General features: G+C 36.2%; 23 protein-coding genes. 15 read left to right on the top strand and 8 right to left on the bottom strand.

What is annotated here, in order from left to right; genetic code table 11:
* Positions 1 to 150: 150 nt before the first annotated feature.
* Entirely contained in the window at positions 151 to 348 is a 198-nt protein-coding gene (locus MKY26_RS12170; protein WP_095372191.1) for a hypothetical protein, read from the bottom strand.
* 96 nt (positions 349 to 444) lie between these two features.
* On the opposite strand from MKY26_RS12170, the gene MKY26_RS12165 reads away from it, so the two are divergent.
* Positions 445 to 1173: a pseudouridine synthase gene (locus MKY26_RS12165; protein WP_095372192.1), complete on the top strand. Its 729-nt coding sequence runs from the start codon at positions 445 to 447 to the stop codon at positions 1171 to 1173.
* 70 nt (positions 1174 to 1243) lie between these two features.
* On the opposite strand, the gene MKY26_RS12160 is transcribed toward MKY26_RS12165, so the two are convergent.
* Entirely contained in the window at positions 1244 to 1465 is a 222-nt protein-coding gene (locus tag MKY26_RS12160) for a DeoR family transcriptional regulator (RefSeq protein WP_095372193.1), read from the bottom strand.
* A 407-nt stretch (positions 1466 to 1872) separates the two neighbouring features.
* On the opposite strand from MKY26_RS12160, the gene MKY26_RS12155 reads away from it, so the two are divergent.
* The 5 genes from MKY26_RS12155 to ytvI all read left to right on the top strand — a co-directional run bounded on the left by MKY26_RS12155 (position 1873) and on the right by ytvI (position 8495).
* The gene (locus tag MKY26_RS12155) at positions 1873 to 2829 is read left to right on the top strand and encodes an ABC transporter ATP-binding protein (RefSeq protein WP_095372194.1); all 957 of its coding nucleotides are present in this window, start codon (positions 1873 to 1875) and stop codon (positions 2827 to 2829) included.
* Positions 2822 to 4336, top strand: coding sequence for an osmoprotectant update ABC transporter permease/substrate-binding subunit OpuFB (gene opuFB / locus MKY26_RS12150; RefSeq protein WP_341097683.1), 1515 nt, complete (start codon positions 2822 to 2824; stop codon positions 4334 to 4336). Before MKY26_RS12155 ends, opuFB begins: the two co-directional genes overlap by 8 nt.
* Before the next feature lie 230 nt (positions 4337 to 4566).
* Positions 4567 to 5982, top strand: a complete 1416-nt coding sequence (gene pepV, locus MKY26_RS12145) for a dipeptidase PepV (RefSeq protein WP_095372196.1) — start codon at positions 4567 to 4569, stop codon at positions 5980 to 5982.
* 91 nt (positions 5983 to 6073) lie between these two features.
* Positions 6074 to 6940: a D-amino-acid transaminase gene (gene dat, locus MKY26_RS12140; RefSeq protein ID WP_307316696.1), complete on the top strand. Its 867-nt coding sequence runs from the start codon at positions 6074 to 6076 to the stop codon at positions 6938 to 6940.
* 424 nt (positions 6941 to 7364) lie between these two features.
* Positions 7365 to 8495, top strand: coding sequence for a sporulation integral membrane protein YtvI (gene ytvI, locus MKY26_RS12135; protein ID WP_095372198.1), 1131 nt, complete (start codon positions 7365 to 7367; stop codon positions 8493 to 8495).
* A 43-nt stretch (positions 8496 to 8538) separates the two neighbouring features.
* Here ytvI and MKY26_RS12130 read toward each other — a convergent pair whose 3' ends face one another.
* The 3 genes from MKY26_RS12130 to MKY26_RS12120 form a co-directional block, all read right to left on the bottom strand.
* The gene (locus MKY26_RS12130) at positions 8539 to 9015 is read right to left on the bottom strand and encodes a GNAT family N-acetyltransferase (RefSeq protein ID WP_095372199.1); all 477 of its coding nucleotides are present in this window, start codon (positions 9013 to 9015) and stop codon (positions 8539 to 8541) included.
* Positions 8993 to 9349, bottom strand: a complete 357-nt coding sequence (locus MKY26_RS12125) for a DinB family protein (protein WP_307316702.1) — start codon at positions 9347 to 9349, stop codon at positions 8993 to 8995. Before MKY26_RS12125 ends, MKY26_RS12130 begins: the two co-directional genes overlap by 23 nt.
* Positions 9350 to 9505: 156 nt before the next feature.
* Positions 9506 to 10015: a GNAT family N-acetyltransferase gene (locus MKY26_RS12120; RefSeq protein ID WP_307316704.1), complete on the bottom strand. Its 510-nt coding sequence runs from the start codon at positions 10013 to 10015 to the stop codon at positions 9506 to 9508.
* Between the two features lie 245 nt (positions 10016 to 10260).
* Here MKY26_RS12120 and MKY26_RS12115 point away from each other — a divergent pair, with 245 nt between their 5' ends.
* The 4 genes from MKY26_RS12115 to MKY26_RS12100 all read left to right on the top strand — a co-directional run bounded on the left by MKY26_RS12115 (position 10261) and on the right by MKY26_RS12100 (position 16416).
* Positions 10261 to 12198, top strand: coding sequence for an FUSC family protein (locus tag MKY26_RS12115; RefSeq protein WP_307316708.1), 1938 nt, complete (start codon positions 10261 to 10263; stop codon positions 12196 to 12198).
* 208 nt (positions 12199 to 12406) lie between these two features.
* On the top strand, positions 12407 to 14449 hold the full coding sequence (locus tag MKY26_RS12110; RefSeq protein ID WP_341097672.1) for a catalase: 2043 nt from the start codon (positions 12407 to 12409) through the stop codon (positions 14447 to 14449).
* Positions 14450 to 14901: 452 nt separating this feature from the next.
* Positions 14902 to 15135 (top strand): hypothetical protein, encoded by a 234-nt coding sequence (locus MKY26_RS12105; RefSeq protein ID WP_322910361.1) that lies wholly within the window; start codon positions 14902 to 14904, stop codon positions 15133 to 15135.
* A 24-nt stretch (positions 15136 to 15159) separates the two neighbouring features.
* Positions 15160 to 16416 carry an MFS transporter gene (locus tag MKY26_RS12100; protein WP_095372204.1) on the top strand — a complete coding sequence of 419 codons (1257 nt, stop codon included), beginning with the start codon at positions 15160 to 15162 and terminating at the stop codon, positions 16414 to 16416.
* 78 nt (positions 16417 to 16494) lie between these two features.
* Here MKY26_RS12100 and MKY26_RS12095 read toward each other — a convergent pair whose 3' ends face one another.
* The gene (locus MKY26_RS12095; protein WP_095372205.1) at positions 16495 to 17367 is read right to left on the bottom strand and encodes a TetR/AcrR family transcriptional regulator; all 873 of its coding nucleotides are present in this window, start codon (positions 17365 to 17367) and stop codon (positions 16495 to 16497) included.
* A 153-nt stretch (positions 17368 to 17520) separates the two neighbouring features.
* Between MKY26_RS12095 and MKY26_RS12090 the strand changes: the two genes are divergently transcribed.
* Positions 17521 to 19041 carry an MDR family MFS transporter gene (locus tag MKY26_RS12090; protein ID WP_095372206.1) on the top strand — a complete coding sequence of 507 codons (1521 nt, stop codon included), beginning with the start codon at positions 17521 to 17523 and terminating at the stop codon, positions 19039 to 19041.
* A gap of 385 nt (positions 19042 to 19426) precedes the next feature.
* Here the strand turns inward: MKY26_RS12090 and cysK are convergent, their stop codons facing one another.
* The gene (gene cysK / locus MKY26_RS12085) at positions 19427 to 20356 is read right to left on the bottom strand and encodes a cysteine synthase A (protein ID WP_095372207.1); all 930 of its coding nucleotides are present in this window, start codon (positions 20354 to 20356) and stop codon (positions 19427 to 19429) included.
* A 181-nt stretch (positions 20357 to 20537) separates the two neighbouring features.
* Here cysK and thpR point away from each other — a divergent pair, with 181 nt between their 5' ends.
* From thpR to MKY26_RS12065, 4 genes are all read left to right on the top strand, one after another.
* Positions 20538 to 21098, top strand: a complete 561-nt coding sequence (gene thpR, locus MKY26_RS12080; protein ID WP_307316718.1) for an RNA 2',3'-cyclic phosphodiesterase — start codon at positions 20538 to 20540, stop codon at positions 21096 to 21098.
* 12 nt (positions 21099 to 21110) lie between these two features.
* Positions 21111 to 22058: a nuclease-related domain-containing protein gene (locus tag MKY26_RS12075; protein WP_095372209.1), complete on the top strand. Its 948-nt coding sequence runs from the start codon at positions 21111 to 21113 to the stop codon at positions 22056 to 22058.
* Between the two features lie 719 nt (positions 22059 to 22777).
* Positions 22778 to 24904 carry a type I pullulanase gene (gene pulA, locus MKY26_RS12070; RefSeq protein ID WP_341056912.1) on the top strand — a complete coding sequence of 709 codons (2127 nt, stop codon included), beginning with the start codon at positions 22778 to 22780 and terminating at the stop codon, positions 24902 to 24904.
* A 146-nt stretch (positions 24905 to 25050) separates the two neighbouring features.
* Positions 25051 to 25842 (top strand): phosphotransferase family protein, encoded by a 792-nt coding sequence (locus MKY26_RS12065; protein ID WP_095372211.1) that lies wholly within the window; start codon positions 25051 to 25053, stop codon positions 25840 to 25842.
* Here the strand turns inward: MKY26_RS12065 and MKY26_RS12060 are convergent.
* Positions 25830 to 26108, bottom strand: a complete 279-nt coding sequence (locus MKY26_RS12060) for a YtzH-like family protein (RefSeq protein WP_307316725.1) — start codon at positions 26106 to 26108, stop codon at positions 25830 to 25832. The two genes, MKY26_RS12065 and MKY26_RS12060, sit on opposite strands and share 13 nt — an antisense overlap.
* Positions 26109 to 26118: the final 10 nt, after the last annotated feature.

The raw sequence follows: 26118 nt of genomic DNA, 5'->3' as shown, positions 1-26118 counted from the left end.
GAGAAAGGTCCTCTAACAAATAGTAAGAGTGTATGAGCCAGGATGTATGTGTAAGTTACATTATGTTAGGTAGATGATATACTAGGAGTAACTGACATAAAGAGGATATGTAGAAAGAGGAAAAACTTCCTCTTGGTCTTTCCTCCTTCCTTAATAAGGGCGAGGAGAGGGTGGCGGATGACTAATACCAATGCGTCGTTCCACTCTTTCTAATCTTCTTTCTAAACGATCGAATTGTTGCTCTAAGCGTTGTACTTGATTTTCTAAACGCTCTATTCTACGGTTGGTGTTGCTCGGCGGGAAGCCTGGAATAGGGAAAAACGTTGGTTGTTGACGATAGTAATACATGTTTCTTGCACTCCTTTATCGATAAACTATGATGTTAGTCTATGTTGATAAGAGCAATATGTGCGTAGGAACGATGATATAAAAGGAGTAAGTAAGATGAGAATAGATAAAATGTTAGCAAACTTAGGTTATGGAAGTAGAAAAGAAGTAAAGCAATTATTAAAGCAAGGAGCAGTAAAGGTAAATGGGGCGCAGATTAAAGATGCTAAACAACATATTGATCCAAAACAGGACGAAGTGGGTATTCATGGGGAGATAATTGAGTATAAAGAATACATATATTTAATGATGAATAAGCCTAACGGGGTAATTTCTGCCACAGAAGATACGATGCATCAAACTGTCATTGATCTATTAGAGCTGGAAGATATCGTTTATTCTCCATTTCCTGTAGGTAGACTGGATAAGGATACAGAGGGACTATTACTAATAACGAATGATGGGAAGCTTAGTCATCAGTTATTGTCACCAAAAAAACATGTGCCAAAAACATATTATGCCATTATTAATGATAGAGTAACAGAGGCTGATATTCATTCCTTTGCTAAAGGTGTGAAGCTTGATGATGGTTATGAAACGAAGCCAGCAAAACTAGAAATATTAAAAAGTGAGACAAACTCTGAAATTTATTTAACGATTACAGAAGGGAAGTTTCATCAAGTCAAACGCATGTTTGAAGCAGTAAATAAAAAGGTGATTTATTTAAAAAGGCTTACAATGGGTCCGCTTCAACTTGATGATTCTCTTGCGTTAGGAGAATATCGAGAATTAACGGATGAAGAATTAGAAGAATTATTATCTTATGATCCAAGTAATGAAATGTAAGTACTAAAATATACTTTGTAACAAAAAAAGAAGCCTGAATAAGAGCTTCTTTTTTTCGCTTGTCATTTTCTTATGATGACATCTTCACTTTCTTTTGTGTAATAGTCCATTTTCCTCGGCTTGGACTTTTCACCAAGTCATTATAAGCTAAAACATTTAAATCTCGCTGTATCGTACGAGGAGTGATACCGAATTCCTCTACAAGCTCCTGAGTTGTTACAGTTCCGTTTTTCCGAATAAACATATAAACGGATTTGATACGGTTTAACATCCGGTTAGTCGAAGGTTTCAAAAAACCACTCCCTATCCAATTTATAAACCCATGGCAAGTGCCTGCAACCGACAGTTTCAGTTAAGAAACATGTCCTTTCAGTTATATGTAGTCTTCTTTTTCCCGAGACAACTCCTTTTTTGGTTTAACAGAAGAAATAATCAAGATGTCATACTAATTATTAATATTGTAAACCTATTTTCAGATAATTTCTAGTCACTTGCATGATTTTACATTATTTTTCTCTTTTTCCTCCTAAATATACAAAAGCATCCTCCATTCTTTTTAACATCATATATATGGCTAAAGGAGCCTGTTTTATGTTCTAAATATTCAAAAAAATAAAAGAAAAAACTTTTTTATTGGTTTAAAGAATGAAATGTTAGGGAAGTTATTATAGATTGAAATTATCTAGTTGGAGGAAACTCATGATTACATTTGCTGGTGTGTCTAAGGCTTTTGGAGAAAAAGAAGTCGTCACTTCTTTGGATTTCTCCATAGAAAAAGGCGAACTATTTGTATTAATAGGTCCAAGCGGCTGTGGTAAAACAACAACACTAAAGATGATTAACCGCTTAGAAGAAACAAGTGGTGGATCAATTACAATAAATGAAAGGAATATTAGTGATTATGCTCTTCATGATTTACGTTATGACATCGGCTATGTGTTGCAACAGATAGCTCTCTTTCCGCATATGACAGTAGAAGAGAATATAGCCATTGTACCAGAATTAAAAAAATGGAAAAAAAGCAAAATTCATCAACGTGTGACAGAATTATTAGACTTAGTGGGACTGGATGCAGGTACGTATCGGAACCGAAAGCCAGCTGAGCTATCTGGTGGTCAGCAACAAAGAGTAGGTGTCGCCCGTGCTTTAGCTGCCAATCCTGAAGTGATATTAATGGACGAACCATTTAGTGCGCTTGATCCGATTACGAGAGTGAAGCTACAAGATGATTTATTGTTAATGAAGAGAAATATAAATAAAACAATTGTCTTTGTGACACATGATATGAAAGAAGCGCTAAAGCTAGGTGATCGCATTGCTATTATGAATGAAGGAAAAATGGTCCAAATTGGTACACCCGAAGAGCTGAGGTATCAACCTGAAAGTCAATTTGTTGAAGAGTTCATCACTTCAACTGACCAAACAGTTGATCGATTTGCCATTAATCATGTGATGATTCCTTTTGATACGAGCGATGTATCAATCACTGAAACAGTAACGTCAAACATAAGTAAAGAGCAAGTGCTAGATCAACTGGTCACACATGAAAAAATAGCAGTGGAAGAAAATGGTGTTATCGTTGGGATGATTACAAGGGAGAGTGTCATTCAGTTTTTAGCCACTCAAGCGAAAGATGTGGGTGGAGAGTATGAATGAACTTATTAACGTTTTATCAGAGAGACAAGACCAATTGCTCAGTGCATTAATTGAGCATATACAAATTTCGTTTATTAGTTTATTATTTGCCGTGATTATTGCAATCCCATTAGGGGTTATCTTAACGAGGAATGAAAAGGTAGCAGAACCCATTCTTGGCATTGCGGCAGTTATTCAAACAATCCCTTCTTTAGCCTTACTTGGCTTATTAATTCCCTTATTAGGTATTGGTAAGATCCCAGCTATTATTGCTTTAGTTGCCTATGCTCTTTTACCAATCTTACGAAATACATATACAGGAATTAAAGAAGTTGATCCAGCCTTAAAAGAGGCGGCCAGTGCGATGGGAATGAAATCTGCACAACGGTTGATGAAAGTCGAACTCCCTCTAGCGATACCTGTCATTATGGCTGGAATCCGTACAGGTATGGTTCTAATTATAGGAACGGCAACTCTAGCAGCACTTATAGGTGCAGGAGGCCTAGGAGATATTATTTTACTAGGGATTGACCGCAATGATTCTACACTAATTGTAATTGGCGCTATTCCAGCGGCCCTTTTAGCTATTTTATTTGATTTTATTTTAAGAAGGTTCCAGAAATTATCATTTAAGAAAGCGCTAGTAGGTGTCAGTATTGGAGCTATAATTGCCTTGTTTGTAACGGTGTCTCCTTATATCTTTCAACAAGAGAAAGACTTGAAGATTGCCGGAAAACTTGGATCAGAACCTGAGATTCTTATCAATATGTATAAATTATTGATTGAAGAAGAAACAGACTTAACGGTTGAGCTCCAGCCAGGACTGGGTAAGACTTCTTTTGTATTTAAAGCTTTAACTTCCGGTAGTATTGATATTTATCCTGAATTCACTGGTACAGTGATTGCTGAGTTTTTAAAGGAAGAAGCAGTAAGCACAGACCAAACAGCCGTCTATGAACAAGCGAAAGAAGGAATTCAAGAGGAATTCGATTTAGTTCTATTAGAACCAATGGAATATAATAATACCTATGCATTAGCTGTGCTTAATGAATTTGCCGAAGAACATGAACTTCAAACAATATCCGACTTAAAAGCAATTGAAAGCATGATGAAACCAGGATTTACACTCGAATTCTCTGATCGAGAAGATGGTTACATCGGTATTCAGGAGTTGTATGGCTTAAGTTTTTCTGAAGTGGTGACAATGGAGCCTAAATTAAGGTATACCGCTTTGGAAAATGGTGAAATCAATCTTGTTGATGCCTACTCAACTGATTCTGAGTTAGAAGAGTATGGACTAACTGTTCTAGAAGATGATCAATCACTATTTCCTCCTTATCAAGGTGCACCGTTATTGAGACAAGAAACAATTGAGAAATATCCGGAAATTGTTGATCCTCTCAACCAGTTGGCAGGGAAGATAACAGACGATGAGATGCGAAAAATGAACTATGCAGTGAATGTTGATGGGAAAAGTGCCAAAGAAGTAGCAGAAGAATATTTAAAAGAGAAAGGTCTTATCCAGTAGTGAACAAGAAAGATAAGAAAGTCCGAACAATGTGATGTGTTGTTCGGACTTTGAACGTTTATTAAAGAAATGATCAATAATGAATATAAGATGTAGACTTTGAAATAGAAACATACCGTACATATCGTTATATTTTTAAGGGTAGTGTTATAATAACCATGAAAGCACTTACTTTATTAATCCTTTTAAAAGAGAAGGATGTTGATTACATATAGCAGGAGGTTTTTACATTGGGTGATATTAATTGGCAAGAAGAAGTTATGAAAAGGAAGGACGACTTAATTAAAGATACACAAAAGTTATTGCAAATTAAAAGTGTGCTAGATGAGGAAAATGCCACATCTGATGCACCGCTCGGTAAAGAGGTAAAAGAAGCGTTAACCTATCTATTGAATTTAGGTGAATCCGATGGATTTATAGCAAAAAATGTTGAGAATCTTGCTGGTCACCTAGAGTTTGGACAAGGTGAAGAGTTACTCGGTATTCTTTGTCATGTCGATGTTGTTCCTGAGGGAGATGGCTGGTCCAGTGATCCTTATGGTGCCGAAATAAGAGATGGTAAAATCTTTGCTCGTGGAGCGATTGATGATAAAGGACCAACAATGGCTGCGTATTATGCAATGAAAATTGTCAAAGAGTTAGGCCTGGATATGAACAAGCGAGTAAGGATGATTATTGGTACGGATGAAGAGAGTGATTGGCGTTGTGTGGATCGATACTTTGAAGTAGAAGAAATGCCAACTTTAGGTTTTGCCCCAGATGCGGATTTTCCTATTATTTATGCAGAAAAGGGCATTGCTGACTTTGACCTTGTGCAAAAAGAAATTATTCGCGGTGTCGCTTCCTCACAAGTAAAAGTGCTCTCACTCCAGTCAGGTAAAAGATACAATATGGTTCCTGACTTTGCTAAAGCATCGCTTATGGTTCAATATGAGCCAACTGAAGTTGTACAAATGTATGTTGACTTTTTAAAGGAAAAAGAACTTCAAGGTAAATATTATATGGACAATGGTGAACTTATTCTTGAGCTTGAAGGTGTATCTGCACATGGGATGGAGCCGAATTTGGGTAAAAACGCCGGACTATTATTAGCAGATTTTCTCTCAAGTTTAAAGCTAGATCAACAAGCAGACCAATTTATCGGTTTCATAGCGAAGCATTTTGCTAATGATTCTAGAGGTAATCAGTTAGGTATTGCCTTCTCGGACGATATCACGGGAGACTTGACAATCAATGTAGGTAAAATCTATTACAAACAACAAACTGGAGGTAGATTGGGTTTAAATATGAGATATCCAGTTACTACTGATATTGAATCTACATTGAAGAAAATTGAACAAAAAGCTCAAACATTGGGGATGCTATTTGAAAACCTAGATGATTCAAGACCACATCACGTAGATGGTGACTCTTTCCTCATTCAAACATTAAAAAAAGTGTATACAGAACAGACTGGGGAAGAAGCTGAATTACTTTCGATAGGTGGAGGAACCTATGCGCGTTCATTAAAAGCTGGAGTAGCTTTTGGTGCGTTATTCCCTGGGAGAGAAGATGTAGCCCATCAGAAAGATGAATATATGTATATTGAAGATTTATTGAAAGCAACAGCCATCTATGCAGAAGCAATATACGAATTAACAAAATAATCTATTGATAAATGCTGTTTTCCTTGATAAGATAGCGTTGAAGTTTAGCACTTTAAAGGAAAAATGAAATCGTTGAAGGAGATGCTCTATCATGAATTATGTCATTTTTAATGGCAATATCATTGAAAGATCGGAAGCAAATGTTGATATTGAAGACCGTGGTTACCAATTTGGTGACGGAGTGTATGAAGTCATTCGCGTCTATAATAGCAAAATGTTTACAGCGACAGAACATTTGGAGCGAATTATTTTAAGCGCAAAAAAAATTGGCATGGAGTTAACTTATACTGTTAAAGAAATGAAAGAGCTGTTAACACAATTAATAACAAAAAATTCATTAGAGCATGGAACGATTTATATGCAATTCTCAAGAGGAGTAGCTCCACGTAATCATCCATACCCCTCTTCTGATGTAGCTCATTCATTTGTGGCTTATACGAAGGAAGTAGCGCGTCCGCTTGCGAATTTAGAAAATGGTGTCAAAGCCATATTAAAAGAAGATATTCGCTGGTTACTTTGCGATATTAAAAGCTTAAATTTACTTGGTAATGTAATGGCTAAACAAGAGGCTATCTCAAAAGGATGTTATGAAGCGATTCAACATCGTGGCGAAGTTGTAACAGAAGGTAGCTCATCTAATATTTCTATTATTAAAGATGGAACACTTTACACACATCCTGCTTCCAATCTGATTTTAAATGGCATCACTCGTCGTAAAATGATTGAGGTTTGTGAAAAGGATGGTATTCCGGTAGTGGAAGAGCCGTTCTCGTTAAATGATTTAAATACAGCGGATGAAGTATTTTTATCTAGCACAACTTCAGAAATTACACCTATCATTCAAATAAACGAAAAACAAGTAGGTGAAGGTGTACCTGGCGTGTTAACAAAGAGAATTCAAGGATTATTTGATGCAGCGATTGAAAGCGAATGCGGAAGCTTAACAACGACAGTGTAAGGGATATCAATATAAAGGGAAGTAGAATTCTTTCTAACCATAAGTAATATCAAAAACTGCACCCCACTTGTTAGACGGTATCTACAAGTGGAGGTGCTTTTTTATTGCTAGCAGGGCCTTTTCATGAATAAAGTCAGCTAATACCTTTCTTGATTGCACACAAATCATTAATCGTCTTCATGAATATGAAGAATGGGCGTGGGGCTGTTTCTTTAGCTGCATAGAGATGCTCAAGGAATTTTTCACTTTCAAGGACATTATTGTAAAGTTACTAACTTTAATATCTCTAAATATCCAGCACTTTTCAAAAAAACGCACCAAATTTTTCATGGTTTTCGAGTGTAGACTTTTTGTTCTTTCAGAGGACTAGTATATAATTATGACATGAAATAAACAGTAGAATTGAATGAAAAGAGGATGTTTTATGAAAAGAAGTCATGCTTGGATGATTGTACGAGCTGGCGTGCTTATACTCACTTTGGTGTTGGTCGGCTGGTTCGTCATAAAAACATTCACCCTTACCTATCCTTTCTGGTTGGCTGCCTTATTTGCCTGGTTTTTACAGCCCCTTGTTCGGTTATTACAAAGTAAATTACGCTTTTCTTCAGGATGGGCAAGCTTCGTTGGCTTGTTAGGCGGTGTTCTTGTTATATGCGGTATGATTACTGGCCTACTGTTCTTACTAATTGCCAATTTTAAAACCTTTTTCTTGCAAATCCCTAACTGGATAGAGGGCGCTTCTATTAATGTGCAACACTTTTTTAATACGGTTATTTTACCTTTTTGGCAAGATGCGTCAGGGTTATTTAACTCAATTGGTTCGGGTAATAATCAGGCCATGAAGCAAGGAATAATGGAACTTGGTTCACAGGTTGGTTCTATTTTAGGAGATATTGGTCAAGGGGTTGTTGATTGGTTATCTCAGTTGCTACTCAGCTTGCCTACTTTTTTTGTTGCCTTTATTTTTTTCTTATTAAGCATTTACTTTATGGGAAAAGATTGGGGACAATATAGAAGTTTTTTCAGGAGAATCCTCCCTTTTCGTGTGAGAGTGAAGGCAAAAGAGTTTAACTTTGCCATAAGAAACCGACTGTTTGGTTTTATACGAGCGCAGTTTATTCTAATGATCGCAACAGGAATTATTGTCTTCATTGGTCTAGCTATTTTGCGAGTAGAAAATATATTTACACTAGCGGTTATTATAGGTATCGCAGAACTTCTACCTTATTTAGGCACAGGGACAATCCTCATTCCTTGGAGTGTTTATCTTCTCATTACAGGAGATGTCAGACTTGGGGTTGGCATTGCCATTGTTTATGGTGTGACATTAGTCGTAAGACAATTGTTAGAGCCCAAAGTTTTATCGAGCAGCATGGATTTAAATCCGGTTGCTGTGTTAATCTCTCTTTTTGTTGGTCTCCAATTATTCGGAGCATTTGGCTTATTTATTGGTCCAGTCACACTTGTATTGCTTATCATTCTTCACGATATAAAGATTACACATAGTATTTATTACTTTATAAGAGATGGGTTTCAGAATGAAAAAGCTGGTTAGTTTGGTGAAATAGAAAAAACGAACAATTTGTTCGTTTTTTCATTTACAGTGGCTTTATGTACCAACGATCCATAGCTGAATGTTCTGACCCTTTTAGTGGCTCATGAAGTAATTCAAACCCATATGATTGGTATAGGCGATCCGCAATTGTTAGTGTATTGTGTGTTTCTAAATAACAATATTGATAATGTTGTTTTGCGAATGTCAGCGCAGTATCCATTAACTTTTTGGATAAGCCCAGTCCTTTAGCTTTAGGTGATACATATAGTTTTTGTAATTCACATATTCCTTCGTCTAAGTCAAAAGGAGCAATGCCGATACCTCCAATGATTTCTTTTTCCATTTCAACAATCCAATAGGCTGAGCCTGGGGTTTCTTCATAGTATTGATGGAGCGAATCTAATTGAGGATCGTAATAAGCCGTTCCTGGAATAGCTAAATTGGCTGACTCTAATGCTTCTTTTATAATTGCTGCAATCTTTAAGTTATCTTTCTGCTTAATTTTTCGAATATTGGTCATAGGAACCTTCCTTAATTAAACGGATAATTATATTGATTGTTTGCATGTGGATTCCCTCAGGACAGATGGTTCTGATGAGGACATCCTCAATGGTGCACATACCCATATCAATAGGTTGATATTCGCGATTTAAGATATCACCATAATGCTGTTCAATAACTGTCGGTTGGTCACGAAGTAATCTGATAAGATCTTCATAAGAAGGGGTGCATTCATTGAAATCAGTTGGTGTTGTACCGAAACCAAAGAATGAATGATAGGCTGATAAGTCTATGCTAACCTCTCTTGTTAACGATTGTATCCATAAAAACTGATCAAGGTAAATATGCCCCATATGCCATCTGATGTTATTGCGGAAACCGGCAGGAATGATTTCTGCTTGCTATGCAGATACATTCTTGAGGATTAATAGCACTTCCTCACGATACGTGTGTAATTGATTCATAAGAACAGTATGACGTCTTATCAACGGAATCACCTCGTAATATTTTTAAACCATCTTGTACATTAAAACATCGTCAACATACACATCATGACTAAGTTTAATATCTTTTATTTTTCGTCCTTCTTCCACAAAGCCCATTTTTTCATAAAGATGGATAGCAGGGTAATTAGTAGAAAACACTCCTAAAGATAATTTTTCAATGACAGGATGTTCTTCAGCCCATTTAATCAGTGTTTGCAATAATTGCATACCAATGCCTTTTTTACGATAGCTTGAGTCAACATATATACTAAAACTACCATGATGAGCTAGTCGGGCTATGGATGATGAGCGAAATATAATACATCCAACGACTCTTTGATCAGACTTAGCGACAAAGACAACCGAGTGTTTTTTGCTATTTGTGATGATTGCAGATAATCTTTTTCTTTCTTCATCTATATTTGCTAAAAATTCTTCGTTTGTAGTAATGAAAAATCGATTTTCTTCAACGATCCCTTTCTGCAAAGTAAGAATATCATCTACATCAGCTAACAACGCTTGGTGTACTTTCAACAGCAACCACACTCCTTACTTTTACTACAATCAATAAAAGTATACGAAATATTCATACAAGTAGTAAAGTGAAAATGTACCATGAGGATTGCCACATAAGTATTTTGGCAATATGTTATACTAATATATATGTCAGGAAATTCCCTTTTAAAGGGATTTATTTACGTTCTATAGAACATGGGCATCTAGTGTGAATAGATGCTCTTTATTGTTTTTATTTTAAGGTTTTAAGTGAGGTTTTATAAATGAGTGGAAATACAGATAAAGGAAATGCATCCCTTCTTCAACAAGCTCTAAAGGTGAACAAAAAACCTTTTCCATGGGTAAAGGCTTTTCTAGCTGGATTAGCTGCAGGTCTTCCAGTTATTATTGGTATCCTTTTTGGAGAGCTAGAGTATGGTTTATTAACAGGTATGGGTGGGTTTACCTATCTTTATGTATTTAATATCCCTTATGCCCAAAGAGCAAAAAAACTATTTTTCGTTGCCATAGGAATTACTTTATCATCCTTCTTAGGGACAATTGCTGCACCGTTTCCACTTGCTGTTGCAATCATTATGGGTATAATTGCTGCAATGGCCACGTTTGTCTTTGGAGCGTTACGCTTTACCGGGCCAAGTGCGATCTTTTTTGTATTAGTGTTCGCAATGACTTCTGGAATGCCTACAGAGCCTGAGCTAGCGTTTCAGCGTGCTGGGTTTGTGTTTTTAGGTGGTGCACTGTCATGGTTGATTGCGATGGCAGGCTGGTTTGTGAATCCTTTTGGACCTGAAACAGATGTCGTTAAAAGGGCTTATAATGAATTAACCATTTTGATAAAAAGCATTGGTACAGAGCAGTTTGATGAACAGAGATATAAAGTCATGTCCTCCTTAAATGATGTCGAGGATATCTTAATTGCTGGCTACCTACCTCTTAGAAGGAAGAAGAGATATGATCGTTTATATGTGTTAAATGATCATTTGAATCGCATTTTTCTAGAGGTGATTAAAAACTTTTTAAATGAAAGAACAGCGCCACCACAAAAATTAATAGAACAGCTTCAAGTTTTATCGAATTCAGTTGATAAAAATAGATTGGATATAATTGAAATCGAAGAAGATGAAGTAAGAGGCTGGCACGCCAAGTATAAGCAATTATATGCAATTATTAAACGCCTCGATTGGGATACAGAAGATATATCTTCGCATGTGAAAGAAGAAATAGAGCTTTCTAAGCCCACTGTTAGAAAAGCTTTACTTCATTCATTTGATAAGAACTCGATTGTATTACTGTCTGCTTTGAGAATTGGAATTATGACAATCATTGCAGGGATTATCGCTTACCAATTTCATTTTGAACGTTCATTTTGGGTACCTCTTTCTTGTGTAGCTGTCATGTCTGGAGCAACAGTCGTTGCCACTTATCATCGTGCAATTCAACGTGGAATTGGAACAATAGTGGGAATCTTAATCGCTAGCTTTATACTTAGTTTTCACCCTACTGGACTTGTCATTGCCTTATTAATCTTTTTACTTACCTTTATTACAGAATTATTTATTGTGAAAAACTATGGATTAGCGGCAATCTTTTTTACACCTAATGCGCTGTTGATGGCAGAAACAGTAACGCCAGGTGATTTTGCTTTTACTTATTTCGCACAAGCAAGAATAATTGATGTTTTTATAGGCAGTATCATTGGTTTATTAGGTGTTTTAATTATTGGGAGAAGCTCAGCCTCTAGTAGGCTACCCCACCTCATTTCAAAAACAATTCGTAGCCAAGCTCAGCTCATGTTTACAATGTTTTCAACCCATACAAAAGATGGTCATGAATCAGAAAGAGAACTATCTAAATTGAAAACAAATATTCAAGGCTTAAAGACTGTATATAATACAGCAGCTGGTGAGATCCCGATCGATCGCAGCGCATTAACCTATTATTGGCCAGTTGTTTTTTGGTTAGAGCAAATCACCTATTTTCTTGAAAAAACAGCAGAAGAGAAAGCGCACCAAGTGAAATTATCTGATGAGGCTTTAGCGCAACTCTTGTATTCTTATGAATCTTTAGCTAATGCAGCTTACAGAGAGCACGCTCCAGCAAATTTGTCCTTTCCTAAAATGCAAGGTTTATCTAACTTGAAAAATGACATGATTCATCTTCAAAGATCATTACAAATGCACGAAGAAAAGCATCCATCATAGGGTGCTTTTTTTTTATGATAAAACGCTAGTATGTCATAAAAGAAACCTGTAAATAGGCGTTGGCTTAAAATAATCAATGTGTTGATTCCATCTTTTTTATAATTATTATTTAAAAAAAATGATTATTTTTGTTTTAGAAAAAATATGGAGGGTAAATAAAAACAACTATTCCTTAAAAATAATTACATAATAAAAGGAGAGAATTACTATGTCTAAAAATGATAAAGACAAACAACTTGAAAATTTTAGAAGTAATGACAATAAGGATAAAGACTTAACAACAAACGGTGGAGTAAAACTTTCAGAAGATGATCATTCTTTAAAAGCTGGTACAAGAGGTCCAACATTACTAGAGGATTTCCATTTACGTGAGAAGTTAACGCATTTTGACCATGAAAGAATTCCTGAGCGTGTTGTTCATGCTAGGGGATTTGGGGCTCACGGTGAGTTTCAAGTTTATGATGATTCAATGAAGGCATTCACGAAAGCGAAATTTTTAACTAATCCTCATACGACAACGCCTGTTTTTGTCCGGTTTTCAACAGTTGTTGGTTCGCGTGGTTCACTTGATACGCCGAGAGATGCCAGGGGATTTGCTACAAAATTTTATACAGAAGAAGGAAATTATGATCTAGTAGGTAATAATATTCCTGTATTTTTTATCCAAGATGGTATTAAATTTCCTGATTTAATTCACGCAGTGAAACCTGAACCGCATAATGAAATGCCACAAGCGGCTTCTGCACATGATACTTTTTGGGATTGGGTTTCGCAAAATCAGGAATCTGCCCATATGGTGATGTGGGTGATGAGTGACCGTGGTATTCCGCGAAGTTATCGAACAATGGAAGGATTCGGTGTTCATACATTTAGATTGGTTAATGATAAAGGGGAAGGTCACTTTGTTAAGTTTCACTGGAAACCAGTATTAGGCACACATTCCCTTGTTTGGGACGAGGCACAAAAGTTAGGAGGGAAAGACCCTGATTTCAATCGCCGTGATTTATGGGAGTCTATCGAAGCAGGCGACTATGCTGAATACGAACTTGGTGTGCAAATTTTAGAAGAGAAGGATGAATTTTCGTTTGATTTCGATATTCTGGATCCAACGAAGATTTGGCCAGAAGAAGAAATTCCTGTTCGTAAAATTGGTAAAATGACACTGAATCGCAATGTAGACAATGTGTTTGCTGAAACAGAACAAGTGGCCTTCCAAGTTGGAAATGTAGTACCTGGTATTGATTTTACGAATGATCCATTATTACAAGCAAGATTGTTTTCCTATACAGATACCCAACTCATTCGTTTAGGTGGTCCAAATTTCCATGAGCTACCTATTAATAGACCTGTTTGCCCTTTCCACAATAATCAAAGAGATGGTTATGGTCGCCAAACGATTAATACAGGACAAGCTGCTTATCATAATAATACCCTAGCAAATGGTTCGCCGAATACGGTTGAAGAATCTGAAGGTGGTTATGCTCACTATCAAGAAAAAGTAGAAGGTAGGAAAATTAGAGAACGAAGTGATAGTTTTGAAGATCACTTTAGTCAAGCTACACTGTACTGGAATAGCTTGAGCGATATAGAAAAAGAACATACGATTAGTGCTTTTCAATTCGAATTGAGTAAAGTGGAAAGCCAAGCTGTAAAAGAGCGTGTAGTCGAAATGTTTAGTCACGTAAATAGTGATCTTGCTAATCGCATTGCTGAAAAAGTGGGTGTAGATGCAGTTGAGAATAAAAATGAGACAACTACAGCGAAATCATCACCTGCACTAAGTCAACAAAACACAATCTTTTCCGCAGCTACACGTAAACTAGCAATCATTGTTACAGATGGGTTTGAAGGTGAAAAAGCAAAGTCAATCATCAATGATTTGCAAGAAGCTGGTGTGAACCCATGTATTATAAGTGACCGTCTTGGCACACTTAGAGGGAGTGGGGGAGTAGAGTTACAAGCAAAACATACATTTGCTAGTGACAGTTCAGTGGTATTTGATGGTGTGTATCTCATTGGTAGTGATGAAGTTGATGCAACCTTTAAGCATGATGCATTGCTGTTTATAGATGAAGCATACCAACACTTCAAACCAATCGCTGCTACTGGTGATGCCATCTATTGGATTAAAGATTTAGATTATCCTAGTGAAGAAGGCATTTTACTAGAAGAACAATCAGGTAATGATTTTGCGAAACAAATAATTGATGCTTTGTCCGCTCACAGATTTTGGAATCGGTCGCAAGTATAATGACTAAGAAGGAAAACAGAGACGTCATCTAATGGTGTCTCTGTTTTTTGCGTTCAATAGTAAATTTAACTACATGTATCATCTTTTCTATCATACATAGTTGTTTTATAGAGAATTTCTTCAATGATTATGATGTATTGTTTTTGAAATAGTTGTACCCTCAATTTTATTAATCAAATCATCCGTTATCTTCTCTTGTCTGTTAGGTCCAGTAAAGACGATTAGTGCCATCTAAACGTCGTAATAGGGTCAATTATAAAAACTCCTTTATAAAATCAACTCCTCTCATGTATTACTTATTATGCTTGAAGATTAAAAAATGGTTGAATACCTTAAAATAAGGTGTTATGAAAGCTTTTACTAGCTGAATGATAATCAAATCATTGCTCCCATTTACCAAAAATAGAGTAAACTAGTCAATAACGGTTATAACCAGAGGGGATGGAATAAAATTGAGTAAACATCAAATGTCTATCATTGATTTTGCGAGGAGGGGACAATCTATTTATATTGTCCTACAAGGGTACGATGCACAATCCGATAAACCATTTGCAGGAGAAGTGAGAATTCTAGGGAATAACATATATGGTGATATGATTCATCCGAATAAGTCACTTTTATCTGAAAGCTGCCGACAGTTTATTAAGGATACAATACTAATAAAACTTCAAAATCAAGAAATATAAGATTTAACAAAGTGAGGGGAAGAAATGGGAGAACCGATTCAATCGAGTTATAGTGAGAGTGAGAGAGAGAGATTATATAAAAGAACTTTAACGGTTGTGAGTATTTCTCAGTTGTTTGGTGGAGCAGGTTTGGCTGCAGGCATTACGGTAGGAGCATTATTAGCAGAGGATATATTAGGAACGGCTTCATATGCAGGCTTGCCAACAGCTTTATTCACGATTGGATCAGCAGTTACTGCTTTTATAGTAGGGAAAACTTCTCAACATTATGGCAGAAGAATTGGACTTACTATAGGTTTTATTGTAGGTGGACTAGGAGCATTAGGGGTTGTTTTGGCAGCTATATTACAGAATATCTTTCTATTATTCTTTTTTTTATTCCTTTACGGCGCAGGTACGGCAACCAATTTACAAGCGAGATATGCCGGCAGTGATTTGGCTAATGAGAATCAAAGGGGAAAAGCAGTAAGTTTAACAATGGTTATGACCACATTTGGAGCAGTATTAGGGCCCAATCTAGTTAATATTATGGGGGAGGTGGCAGGCCGATTAACCATTCCTCCTTTAGCTGGCCCGTTTTTATTATCTGCTCTTGCATACATAGCTGCTGGGATTGTATTGTTTATTTTATTACGTCCAGACCCATTTATCTTAGCGAAGCAATGGGTCGCTGAAGAAGAAAATCAAATGAGTAATTCTGTTATTGCTACCAAAAATGTAAATAAATATCATATCGTTGTTGGGGCAACAGTAATGATTTTAACACAGTTAATTATGGTAGCGATTATGACGATGACCCCTGTTCATATGCTTCATCATGGTCATACACTACAAGCAATCGGAGTGGTAATTGGCGTTCATATTGGTGCGATGTATTTACCATCTCTATTTACAGGTGTTCTAGTTGATAGATTAGGTAGATATTTTATTGCAATTGCTGCAGGTGTTACATTATTGTTATCTGGAATTACCGCTGCTAGTGTGCCTGAGGATTCTTTATTTGGATTAATCTTAGCTTTAGCTTTATTAGGGTTAGGCTGGAACTTCGGTTTAATCAGTGGAACGACATTAATTGTTGATGGAACAACCAATGAAAACAGAGCTCACATTCAGGGAAAAGTCGATGTGTTTATTGCCCTATCTGGTGCGACAGGTGGGTTGCTTTCGGGCATGGTTGTTGCTCATTCTAGTTATGCTACTTTAAGTATAGTTGGTGGATTGATTTCATTCATTTTAGTACCAATTGTCTTCTGGCCAAAGTTAGCAAAAGCAAATAGCTAATGGGAAATAAATAACCACGAACCAAATTCATTTGGCTCGTGGTTATTTTAGATAAAAGCAAAACTGTCCAAGCTGTTTTTATTTTGTTTGTAAATAGTACCAAATCAAATTTGTAAACGTATGAGCTTGTAGTTCGATCTCTGTCTTGTCTAGTGAGGTTTGGAAAGGTTTGAGTAAAGGTAACAGAACAGGTTTACGAATTCGGTCTGCTTTTAATTCTGTTAATATCGCATCAAATAAATCTTGTTGATCTTCATCAAATTGGTGCTGTTCTTGCAATTGCTGAGCAAACTCAAAAATTTCTTCAATTTTGATAATCCGTTTATTTATATGAGTTCTTAGCTGATTAATAGCTGAATAATTGAGAAGAGAAACGCCACTAGATTTCATCGTTTGTAAAATCATCTCTAAATAAGATAGTGTCACATCAATAAGTTGTTTTAAATCATAAACATTATTCGTAATTCTTTTCACAAAGAGAAGGTGTTGGAGCATTCCAGTAAATAAGACAACTCCTTCAAACGCATAATCTCTAGTGTCTTCTCCGAATACCTCAATAACTCTAAATGTTAACCATTCCATATCGTACACTCTATGTTGTAAAACGAGTTTCTTTAAATCCTTTTCATTGGAATGCAATATCGCTTCAAATAATCGATGAAGATTACTGGCTTCTTGTAGTGTGTATAATAGGGAGATTTGATCTATAAAGACATCTCTATCTTTTGTATCTTTCCCCACTTGTAGTGCAATTCTTCTTTGACTTGCTTCATAGCGCAAATCCTCTAATATCTCAGCGATACAATCATTTTTTGTGGCGAAATAATTGTAAAATGTCCCTTTGGAAATATTTGCTGAATCAATAATATCTTGTACAGATGTTTGTTGAATTCCCTTTTCTTGAAACAGTTTCAATGCTGCATCTGCCACTTTCTTCTTCTTGTTATTCATCGTGTATTCCCCACCCTTATGGCTTTAATTATAAATTCTTAAGAAGAGAAATACAATGTAATTGAACTTTTAGTATAAATATGTTGACCGATTTATACTTTGGGTTTAAAATGGTTCAGTACTCGAAATAAAAAATAAAAAGGATGAGAAAGTATGGATTCAAGTTTACAACCTCAAAAACCTCCGTATTTAATGCTTGCAATATTATTTGTCGGTGCGTTTGTGTCTTTCTTAAATAATTCATTATTAAATGTGGCGTTGCCTAGTATTATGGTCGATTTAAATGTAGAAAATTATTCTACAGTACAGTGGCTGGCAACTGGGTATATGCTAGTTAGTGGCGTGCTTGTTCCTGCTTCAGCATTCTTACTAACACGTTTTAAAAATCGTAGCTTATATATTTTCTGTATGTCTGTATTTACAATTGGTACAGCTATGGCTGCATTTGCACCAAACTTTGGTATGTTATTAGCAGGTCGTATGGTTCAGGCTGCAGGTGCATCCGTTATGGGGCCTTTATTAATGAACGTCATGCTTGTTAGTTTTCCTCGTGAAAAACGCGGTACTGCAATGGGTGTGTTTGGATTAGTTATGATTACTGCACCAGCCATTGGTCCGACTTTGTCTGGGTATATTGTTCAATATCATGATTGGCGTGTTCTTTTTGAGATGATTTTGCCATTAGCAATCATCAGCTTATTACTATCTATTTGGAAATTAGAGAACGTTATGCCTCAAAATAAAAATGTGCAACTTGATTATTTTTCAGTCGTGCTATCTTGTTTAGGTTTCGGCGGCTTGCTTTATGGTTTTAGTTCTGCAAGTGCTGATGGTTGGACAGATACATGGGTACTAACGACTTTAATTGTTGGTGGCATTTCACTTATTCTCTTTATTATTCGTCAAATGACAATGGAAAAACCACTATTAGATTTACGTGTATATAAATATCCGATGTTTGCACTGGGATCAGTGATTGCAATTGTTAATGCGGTCGCCATGTTTTCAGGTATGATCTTAACTCCAGCATATGTACAGAGTGTTCGTGGAATATCGCCGCTCGATTCTGGTCTGTTAATGCTTCCAGGAGCAATTGTGATGGGAATTATGTCACCAATCACTGGTAAGTTATTTGATAAATTTGGACCGCGTATGTTAGCTGCTGTTGGTTTAATAGTGACAGCTATTTCAACTTATATGTTAGCTAATTTACAAATCGATACATCCTATAGTCATATTGTGATTATCTATGCGTTGAGAATGTTTGGTATGTCAATGGTAATGATGCCAATTATGACAAATGGTATGAACCAAATTCCAAATCGCTTAAATCCACATGGAACAGCAATAAATAACACAGCTCAACAAGTTTCGGGTTCAATCGGTACAGCTATATTAGTAACGATTATGAATAGTGTCACACAATCTAAAGCAGAAAGCTTAATGACAGGTGTAGACCCTACAACAATGACAGAAGCAACAACTGCTGCAGTTACTCAACAGGCGTTACTAGCAGGTATACAATATGCCTTCTATGTATCACTTGCAATTAATATTGTTGCACTTATACTCGTATTATTTATAAAACGAGTGGATACAAGTGAGGAAGCAGTACGTAAGTTAGAAGAAGAGGAAGACAATAGGCATTCAAAACAAGTGAGTGCTGAAGTATAAGAGAAAGGCCATTCGATAAATCGAGTGGCCTTTTTTTTGTTGTTCTAAACATAACGCATATGAGCGGGGAACACGCGAAAGAAATATGGGAGGGTTTCTTTAGGGCATATTGGAAGCAAAAGGTACTTATTAAATGTGTGGTTTGCATATTACTCCGAAGCGAGAATGGAAATGAAATCCGAGCAATGCGAACTTGCAAGTCATTTAGCAGGAAAGACACAAATGAAAACTAAAATAGGAAATTATGGAATTAAATTGGGTACACACGAGGTGTGAAAGCTTGGTAAACTTGGTTAACGGGGGATCGGTTTTTAATTTAGGAGTGTAATAATAAAAAAGCCTGACAAATCTACGATAGCATTCGTCCGGCTTTCTAGCTCTATATTCAAATTTTAAATAAATCACTTGATAAATATCTCTCACCTGTGTCACAAACAATGAATACAACGACATCATCTGATGTTAAACCTTTAGCGACCTGTATCGCTGCGAAACAAGCTGCTCCAGATGATGGACCGACAAGGATGCCCTCTTTTCGTGCGAGGTCTCTTGTTGTTTGATAGGCGTCTTCGTCTGTGATTTGATGTATTTCATCATAGACATTTGTATTTAAGATTTCTGGTATAAAGCCAGGACTTGTCCCTACTAATTTATGTTTTCCTGGTTCTCCACCGGAAAGCACAGGCGAACCTTTTGGTTCTACAACATGGACTTGGAGTCCCTCATAATAATCTTTCAATACTTCCCCGGTACCTGTAATGGTTCCCCCTGTCCCTGCAGTAGCAACGAATGCAGACAAATCCTTACCTATTTGTTTCATCCCATCAATAATTTCAATAGCAGTTGAATGCCTATGGGCATCTGGGTTAGCATTATTTTCAAATTGCATAGGGATAAAGCTATTAGGAATTTGTTTAGCTAATTCTTTTGCTTTTCTGATTGAACCAGGCATTTTTTCATCTCCTGGTGTGAGAACAACTTCTGCACCGTACGCTTTTAATAAATTGATTCTTTCTTTCGTCATCGTATCGGGCATTACGAGTATACTTTTATATCCTCTAGCGGCAGCATTCATAGCAAGACCTATGCCTGTATTTCCGCTTGTGGGTTCAATAATTGTAGCCCCTGGTTTTAATAACCCCGCTTTTTCAGCTTTTAGAATCATATTATATGCTGCTCTGTCCTTTACGCTTTTGCTAGGGTTAAAAAACTCTAGTTTTCCATAAATAGTAGCCCCATTTTTAGGCCCAATTTTATTTAATTTCAATAGAGGGGTGTCTCCTATTAGTTGCGCTAAGTTTTCAACAACCTTCATTCAAGTCGCATCCTTTCTTCAATGCTTTACTCTTTATTATAGTTATATCATATTTAACTTATCAGTTATAAAGGAATTGCTTAAAGGCAAACATGACATCATACCTATGGAAAAATACTGAAATTCTTATCTGTTCTGATAAAATAGATATAGATAATCAAAAGGAATTGGGAGGATAAAGATGATGGAAAAGAGAAATCCTCATTACTTTTATGCGATTAGTATACCAAGAAATATACAATTAATCATAAAACAAAAATGTCTGGCAGTAGAGGCTGATTATCCGTTTAAAGATTGGGTACATGAATGTGATTATCACATTACTCTTGCTTTCTTAGGGAGTGCTTCTTTAGAAGTATTGGACGAAATGAACCAACTGATAGTTAATGATTTAAAAAATACTTCCCCATTTACGCTGTATCTTGAAGGTGTTCAAACTTTTGGACTTAAGGAACGTCCTCGTATTCTATGGTGTGATATACATAAAGAAAAGCAATTACATGAAATTCAATCCATTGTTAATCAAGTCTGTGGAAAGTATGGTTTCTCACGTGATAGAAGAAATTTCACACCACATATTACATTAGCTAAAAAATGGCAAGGTAAAAATCAGTTCACACATTTTCCGCCTATTATGGAAACACCGTTATCATTTGAAGCTACTGAAGTGGGTCTTTATGAAGTAAATACAGAGAGTAAGCCGAAATATAAAAGAATAGCAACATTCTCATTAAAAAGTTAAGGGGGTAGTAGGGTGGGGCAGTTAATAAAAATTGTCGATTGTATTTCACGATATGAGCAGAATATTTATTTATATCCATCTAGATTTGTAAAATTAAAAAAACAACAATGGGAACTGTTATTGACCCGTTTTGAAGAAGAAGGAAAAGAGTACCAACTCATAGAGGAAGAACCAGCTCAATATCATAAACCACGCTTGAAGGATAAGCTGCTCAATATTGTAAAAAGAAACAAGGAGACAATGATTGAAGAGGTGGCTGAAGAGGAAACGAATCATAATGAAGATTCATTTTCGTTTACCGCGGACTATCATGTGAGACCTACCTCAACAAAGGAACTTAAGCAAATGTACCTCGATCAATTATTTCGTACACAATTAAAGTGGGCAAGCTCAACCTTGTTTTCTGAATCATCTCTACCAAGAAGTTACTATTATAATGAACAGTTAAAATACTTGTTACAAAGGTTTCCAGATACATTCCTTGTCCTATTCCAGCCGATACTAAAGCTAGGTCAAGCACCGGTTTCTCTTGATACAATTATTCTCACACCGACGGAAGTAATCTGTCTCCATTTTTTAGACGGTGCTGAATTAACGGCTTATACCGGAAGTGCTGGCCGATTTTGGTTAGCTAAAAAAGAAAATGAACAGAAAATTTTAAACCCATTGATCTCATTAAACAGAACAGTCACAGTAGTCAAGAAAATTTTGGACAAACATGATGTCACTTTACCTGTTCAAAAGGTTGTTCTTTGCCGAGAAGGATATATTGATTATCCTTCAGTACCCTTTGATGTTACTTTAATTGATCGGAAAGAGTATCCGTCTTGGTTCATAAATAAAAGACAAACAAAAGCACCGTTAAAAAGTCAGCAGTTATTAGCAGCACAAGCCTTGTTGACTTATGCGGAAAGTATATCATTCGAAAGATCGGAATGGAGTGACATAGGGGAAGGGTAACGAATAGGCGATTAATCATTATTGTCTATCCATACGAAAAAAATGAAATGAGTGTGTCTCTCGTTCAGGCAAATTTAAGACAGCCAAGTCAAATACTCTTGTCCAGTAACAGGTCCGAATAAAAAGTGTTATTGGTTTGTAAGGCAGTGTTTGTACCATTCATGAACTGCATGGATGGAATAAGAGCTCGGCTGTTAAACTGGCCTTTTTCCATATAGATCGGGTAATGATTTGATAAGAGGTATTTTGAAAGTCTATTCAGCTAAACAAGCACTTAAATCACTGGTGAATAATATAGATAATGAAGAAGAGTTTTGATATCGGGTGAATTTGCGGATTAAATAACTCTATTTGCTATTTGTAAAAATAATGGGCTGTGGTTTGATGCTTAAGTTGCCTATAAGGTGAATCGGTTTATAAACCGATAGGAATAGAACCTGAGACTTTTTGTTGGCGTTACATATGATTTCCGCAAATGTCGTAGGAACTGTGGCGAGTACAGGGATGGACATTATTATAATTGATTAGTATGCTCACATTGCAAAGGAAAGTAGGGAAGTATAAAGAAGTGATGTCACTTCTTGGACTTTCTATCTCAATGCGGCTTCCCGTTCATTTGATGTGCAGGATAGAGGGGAGAATGGCTTATCATTTCGCCTAAGAGATATTTCCAATCTAGCAAAGAGGACAATAATTAAATGAAGGGATGGGGGAGTAATATGAATGATAGTAAGAAAGCATTTTATGCGTATTTAGATCGATTAGATTTAGTCACATTATTACTTCCTTATGATTATCACCAGGGTCATTCAAAGTATTTTACTTATATCCATCGTGATGAAAGTTACGAGCTTGTGATAGAAGGAATAGAAGAAATTAATGATTTTCGCAAATACTATTGTTCTTTTCCTCATCCTTTTCCATTTGGGGCGATATGTTATATAGAAAGTGAACACGGAGATGTGATTGAGGTCGATATTGGGTCGGTGACAAGAACACCTGAATTTGATGAGCTCTTCAAATATGAAGGGCCTCTTGGATATGAATATCAACCGCATGCAACGACTTTTAAAGTATGGGCACCAACGGCAACTGCCCTACGATTAGAGTTACATCATGGCAATGATTCAGAAATGATTGAACTGAGTAGGAAGCAAAAAGGTGTTTGGCAGGTTACTGTATCAATGGATGTACATGAATGGTGTTATTGCTACCACATATGTGTGAACGGGGTTTGGAGAGAAGCTGTAGACCCATATGTAAAAGCAATTACTCCAAATGGGCAATTAGGTGTCATTATTGATGAGAATCGATATAAACATCCAAAAACAGCACGCCCATCCTTCTCAATGATGACAGATGCTATTATTTACGAAACGCATATTCGGGATTTGACCATTCATCCAAATAGCGGTGTCCGCCACAAAGGTTTATATAAAGGCATAGCTGAAGAGAACACTGCTAACGTAAAAGGAGACTCTACAGCGCTCAATTATATGAAAGAATTAGGTATAACACATATCGAATTTTTACCATTGAATCATTTTGCTGGAGTTGATGAGACTAGACCAGACGATTGTTATAATTGGGGATATAATCCTCTTCATTTTAATGTGCCACAAGGAAGCTATGCCTCTAATCCTGCCACTCCTTATACAAGAATAAATGAATTAATCGGACTCATTGATGTCATTCATCAAAAAGGTATAAGGGTCATTTTAGATGTTGTCTATAATCATGTGTATGAAAGAGAAACTTCCTCTTTTGAAAAAATTGTACCAGGTTATTATTTTAGACATGATCTAAATGGTACTCCATCAAATGGTACAGGTGTCGGAAATGATATCGCATCTGAAAGGCATATGGCAAGAAAGTTTATTGTTGATTCGATTACTTATTGGACCAACACTTTTAAGGTTGATGGTTTTCGATTTGACTTAATGGGTATTTTAGATGTGACAACGATGAAACTTATCCGGAAAACGTTAGATGGCATTGATTCGACAATCCTTGTTATCGGTGAAGGTTGGGACTTAAATACACCTCTCGCTAAAGAAGAGAAAGCGAATATTCATAATCAAGATAGGCTTGGTGCCATTGCACAATTTAATGATCAGTTTAGAGATGGAATAAAAGGGAATACATTTAATCTATACGATTGTGGATATGCACTTGGTAATCACTATTATTATCAAACAGCTAAAACAGTATTGAAGGGGAGCATTGGTCAACAAGGGATATTTAATGAACCATTTCAGACGGTTAATTATGTGGAAGTACATGATAATCATACATTATGGGATAAAATCCATATATGTTTTCCTGAAGACACAGATGAAAGTAAAAGACTAAGACATCGATTAGCAACAGCGATGGTTCTTCTTGCACAAGGGATTCCTTTCTTGCACAGTGGTCAAGAGTTCTTTCGAACAAAAAACGGTGAAGGGAATAGTTATCGTTCACCTGATTGTGTGAATCAATTGGATTGGATGGCTAGGAGTAAATATAAAGAGAATGTTGAATATGTAAAAGGATTAATTGCTTTCAGAAAAAGGTATGCGATTTTACGTTTATCCAGTACGAAGCAAATTAATGAAGCGGTAAGTTTTCTAGATATTGAAAAACCACTACTGGCGTATTTACTTTCACATCATAAGTTTAATGAGGATGTATTATGTTATTTTAATCCAACTGAAAAGGAATATGAAATTTCCTTACCATATGGGCAATGGAAATTATATGTCACTCAAAATCAAGCCTCTCCTCATTCGTTAGGTAACTATTCTAATATTACTTTGCCTCCCTTTTCCTGCTATTGTTTTGTTCAGGAAAAAGTAACTTGCTAAAAACTCTTGAAAGAGATAAAATTTATAAAGATAGCTATTGTTGAATTTGTATCAATAGCTATTTTTATTTTCAATTGAAACTTTAAGTGTGAAATTGTTTAATACAGCTATTCATAAATGGCGTAGTAAATTGCAGGTGAACTATTTTGGAAAATTTATTCGGGGATGACTGGCGGATTATCCCGGCTGGTGGTGCAACTGGAGAAGCCTATTATGCACAACATGATGAACAGCGATTATTTTTAAAAAGGAATTCTTCTCCTTTTCTAGCCGTGCTTTCTGCAGAAGGAATTGTCCCGAAGCTTGTTTGGACGAAAAGGATGGAGAATGGAGATGTATTTACTGCTCAGCAATGGATGAGTGGTAGTGAGCTTAGGCAATCGCAAATGAATAGCGAGAGAGTAGCCAAGCTGCTAAAGAAGATTCACTCATCAAAACCATTGCTTGCCATGTTAACTAGGTTAGGGAAATCGGCCATCCATCCAGAGACAGTATTACAATCACTATTAACGGAATTGGATCAAGACTTATTGGAAATTCCATTAGTAGCTGAGTCACTAACATTTTTAAAAGACACAGTGAATGCGATTGAAACGGATGTAACGACTGTGTGTCATTGTGATGTGAATCATAATAATTGGCTATTATCCGAGGATAATCAGTTGTTTTTAATAGATTGGGATGGAGCAATGATCGGTGACCCGGCTATAGATATTGGTACATTATTATATGCCTATATTCCATATGAACAATGGAGTGAGTGGCTTCAGTTATATGGCATGGTGTTGACGGAAGATTTGCGATTGCGCATGAAGTGGTATGCATTGTTCCAAGCCTTGGATAGTATTCAATGGCATAAAAGTAAATTCCGTTTTCAGGAAATGAATAATCTAATCCAAGGGTTGGAAAGAAGGCTTCATTTAGATTATATTAGTTGATTCATTGTGTCGACCCATTGAGCGAGTTCATCTTTGCTAGAAGAAATATGCTCGTTTAGGTCAGATGATTCTATACCGTTTTTACTATATTGGTCAACATCATTTAATAAAGGAAGTAAATCTTGATGAATAGTTTCTTGGTTTTGTAGGGATTGTACAAGCCTAGCAATTTGTTCACATTCTGATTTGGAGCCACAGGTATCTGTGTGATGGTTCCTTAATAGATCCTGCAGCAATGTTAATTGGTCTTTTTGACTAATTGGCATTTTACTCACC

The sequence above is a fragment of the Cytobacillus sp. FSL R7-0680 genome (assembly GCF_038009245.1).
GTDB classification, from domain to species: domain Bacteria; phylum Bacillota; class Bacilli; order Bacillales; family Cytobacillaceae; genus Cytobacillus; species Cytobacillus kochii.
The sequence above is the reverse complement of the archived record's forward strand: the minus strand, read 5'-3'. Positions and strand labels throughout refer to the sequence as shown.

Coding starts and splice junctions, on each gene's coding strand:
- MKY26_RS12170 (WP_095372191.1), bottom strand. CDS start 348: ATGTATTACTATCGTCAACAACCAACGTTTTTCCCTATTCCAGGCTTC.
- MKY26_RS12095 (WP_095372205.1), bottom strand. CDS start 17,367: ATGAATAACAAGAAGAAGAAAGTGGCAGATGCAGCATTGAAACTGTTT.
- MKY26_RS12090 (WP_095372206.1), top strand. CDS start 17,521: ATGGATTCAAGTTTACAACCTCAAAAACCTCCGTATTTAATGCTTGCA.
- MKY26_RS12060 (WP_307316725.1), bottom strand. CDS start 26,108: ATGCCAATTAGTCAAAAAGACCAATTAACATTGCTGCAGGATCTATTA.
- MKY26_RS12110 (WP_341097672.1), top strand. CDS start 12,407: ATGTCTAAAAATGATAAAGACAAACAACTTGAAAATTTTAGAAGTAAT.
- MKY26_RS12165 (WP_095372192.1), top strand. CDS start 445: ATGAGAATAGATAAAATGTTAGCAAACTTAGGTTATGGAAGTAGAAAA.
- MKY26_RS12130 (WP_095372199.1), bottom strand. CDS start 9,015: ATGACCAATATTCGAAAAATTAAGCAGAAAGATAACTTAAAGATTGCA.
- MKY26_RS12125 (WP_307316702.1), bottom strand. CDS start 9,349: ATGGGGCATATTTACCTTGATCAGTTTTTATGGATACAATCGTTAACA.
- pulA (WP_341056912.1), top strand. CDS start 22,778: ATGAATGATAGTAAGAAAGCATTTTATGCGTATTTAGATCGATTAGAT.
- opuFB (WP_341097683.1), top strand. CDS start 2,822: ATGAATGAACTTATTAACGTTTTATCAGAGAGACAAGACCAATTGCTC.
- thpR (WP_307316718.1), top strand. CDS start 20,538: ATGATGGAAAAGAGAAATCCTCATTACTTTTATGCGATTAGTATACCA.
- MKY26_RS12100 (WP_095372204.1), top strand. CDS start 15,160: ATGGGAGAACCGATTCAATCGAGTTATAGTGAGAGTGAGAGAGAGAGA.
- MKY26_RS12115 (WP_307316708.1), top strand. CDS start 10,261: ATGAGTGGAAATACAGATAAAGGAAATGCATCCCTTCTTCAACAAGCT.
- cysK (WP_095372207.1), bottom strand. CDS start 20,356: ATGAAGGTTGTTGAAAACTTAGCGCAACTAATAGGAGACACCCCTCTA.
- MKY26_RS12155 (WP_095372194.1), top strand. CDS start 1,873: ATGATTACATTTGCTGGTGTGTCTAAGGCTTTTGGAGAAAAAGAAGTC.
- ytvI (WP_095372198.1), top strand. CDS start 7,365: ATGAAAAGAAGTCATGCTTGGATGATTGTACGAGCTGGCGTGCTTATA.
- dat (WP_307316696.1), top strand. CDS start 6,074: ATGAATTATGTCATTTTTAATGGCAATATCATTGAAAGATCGGAAGCA.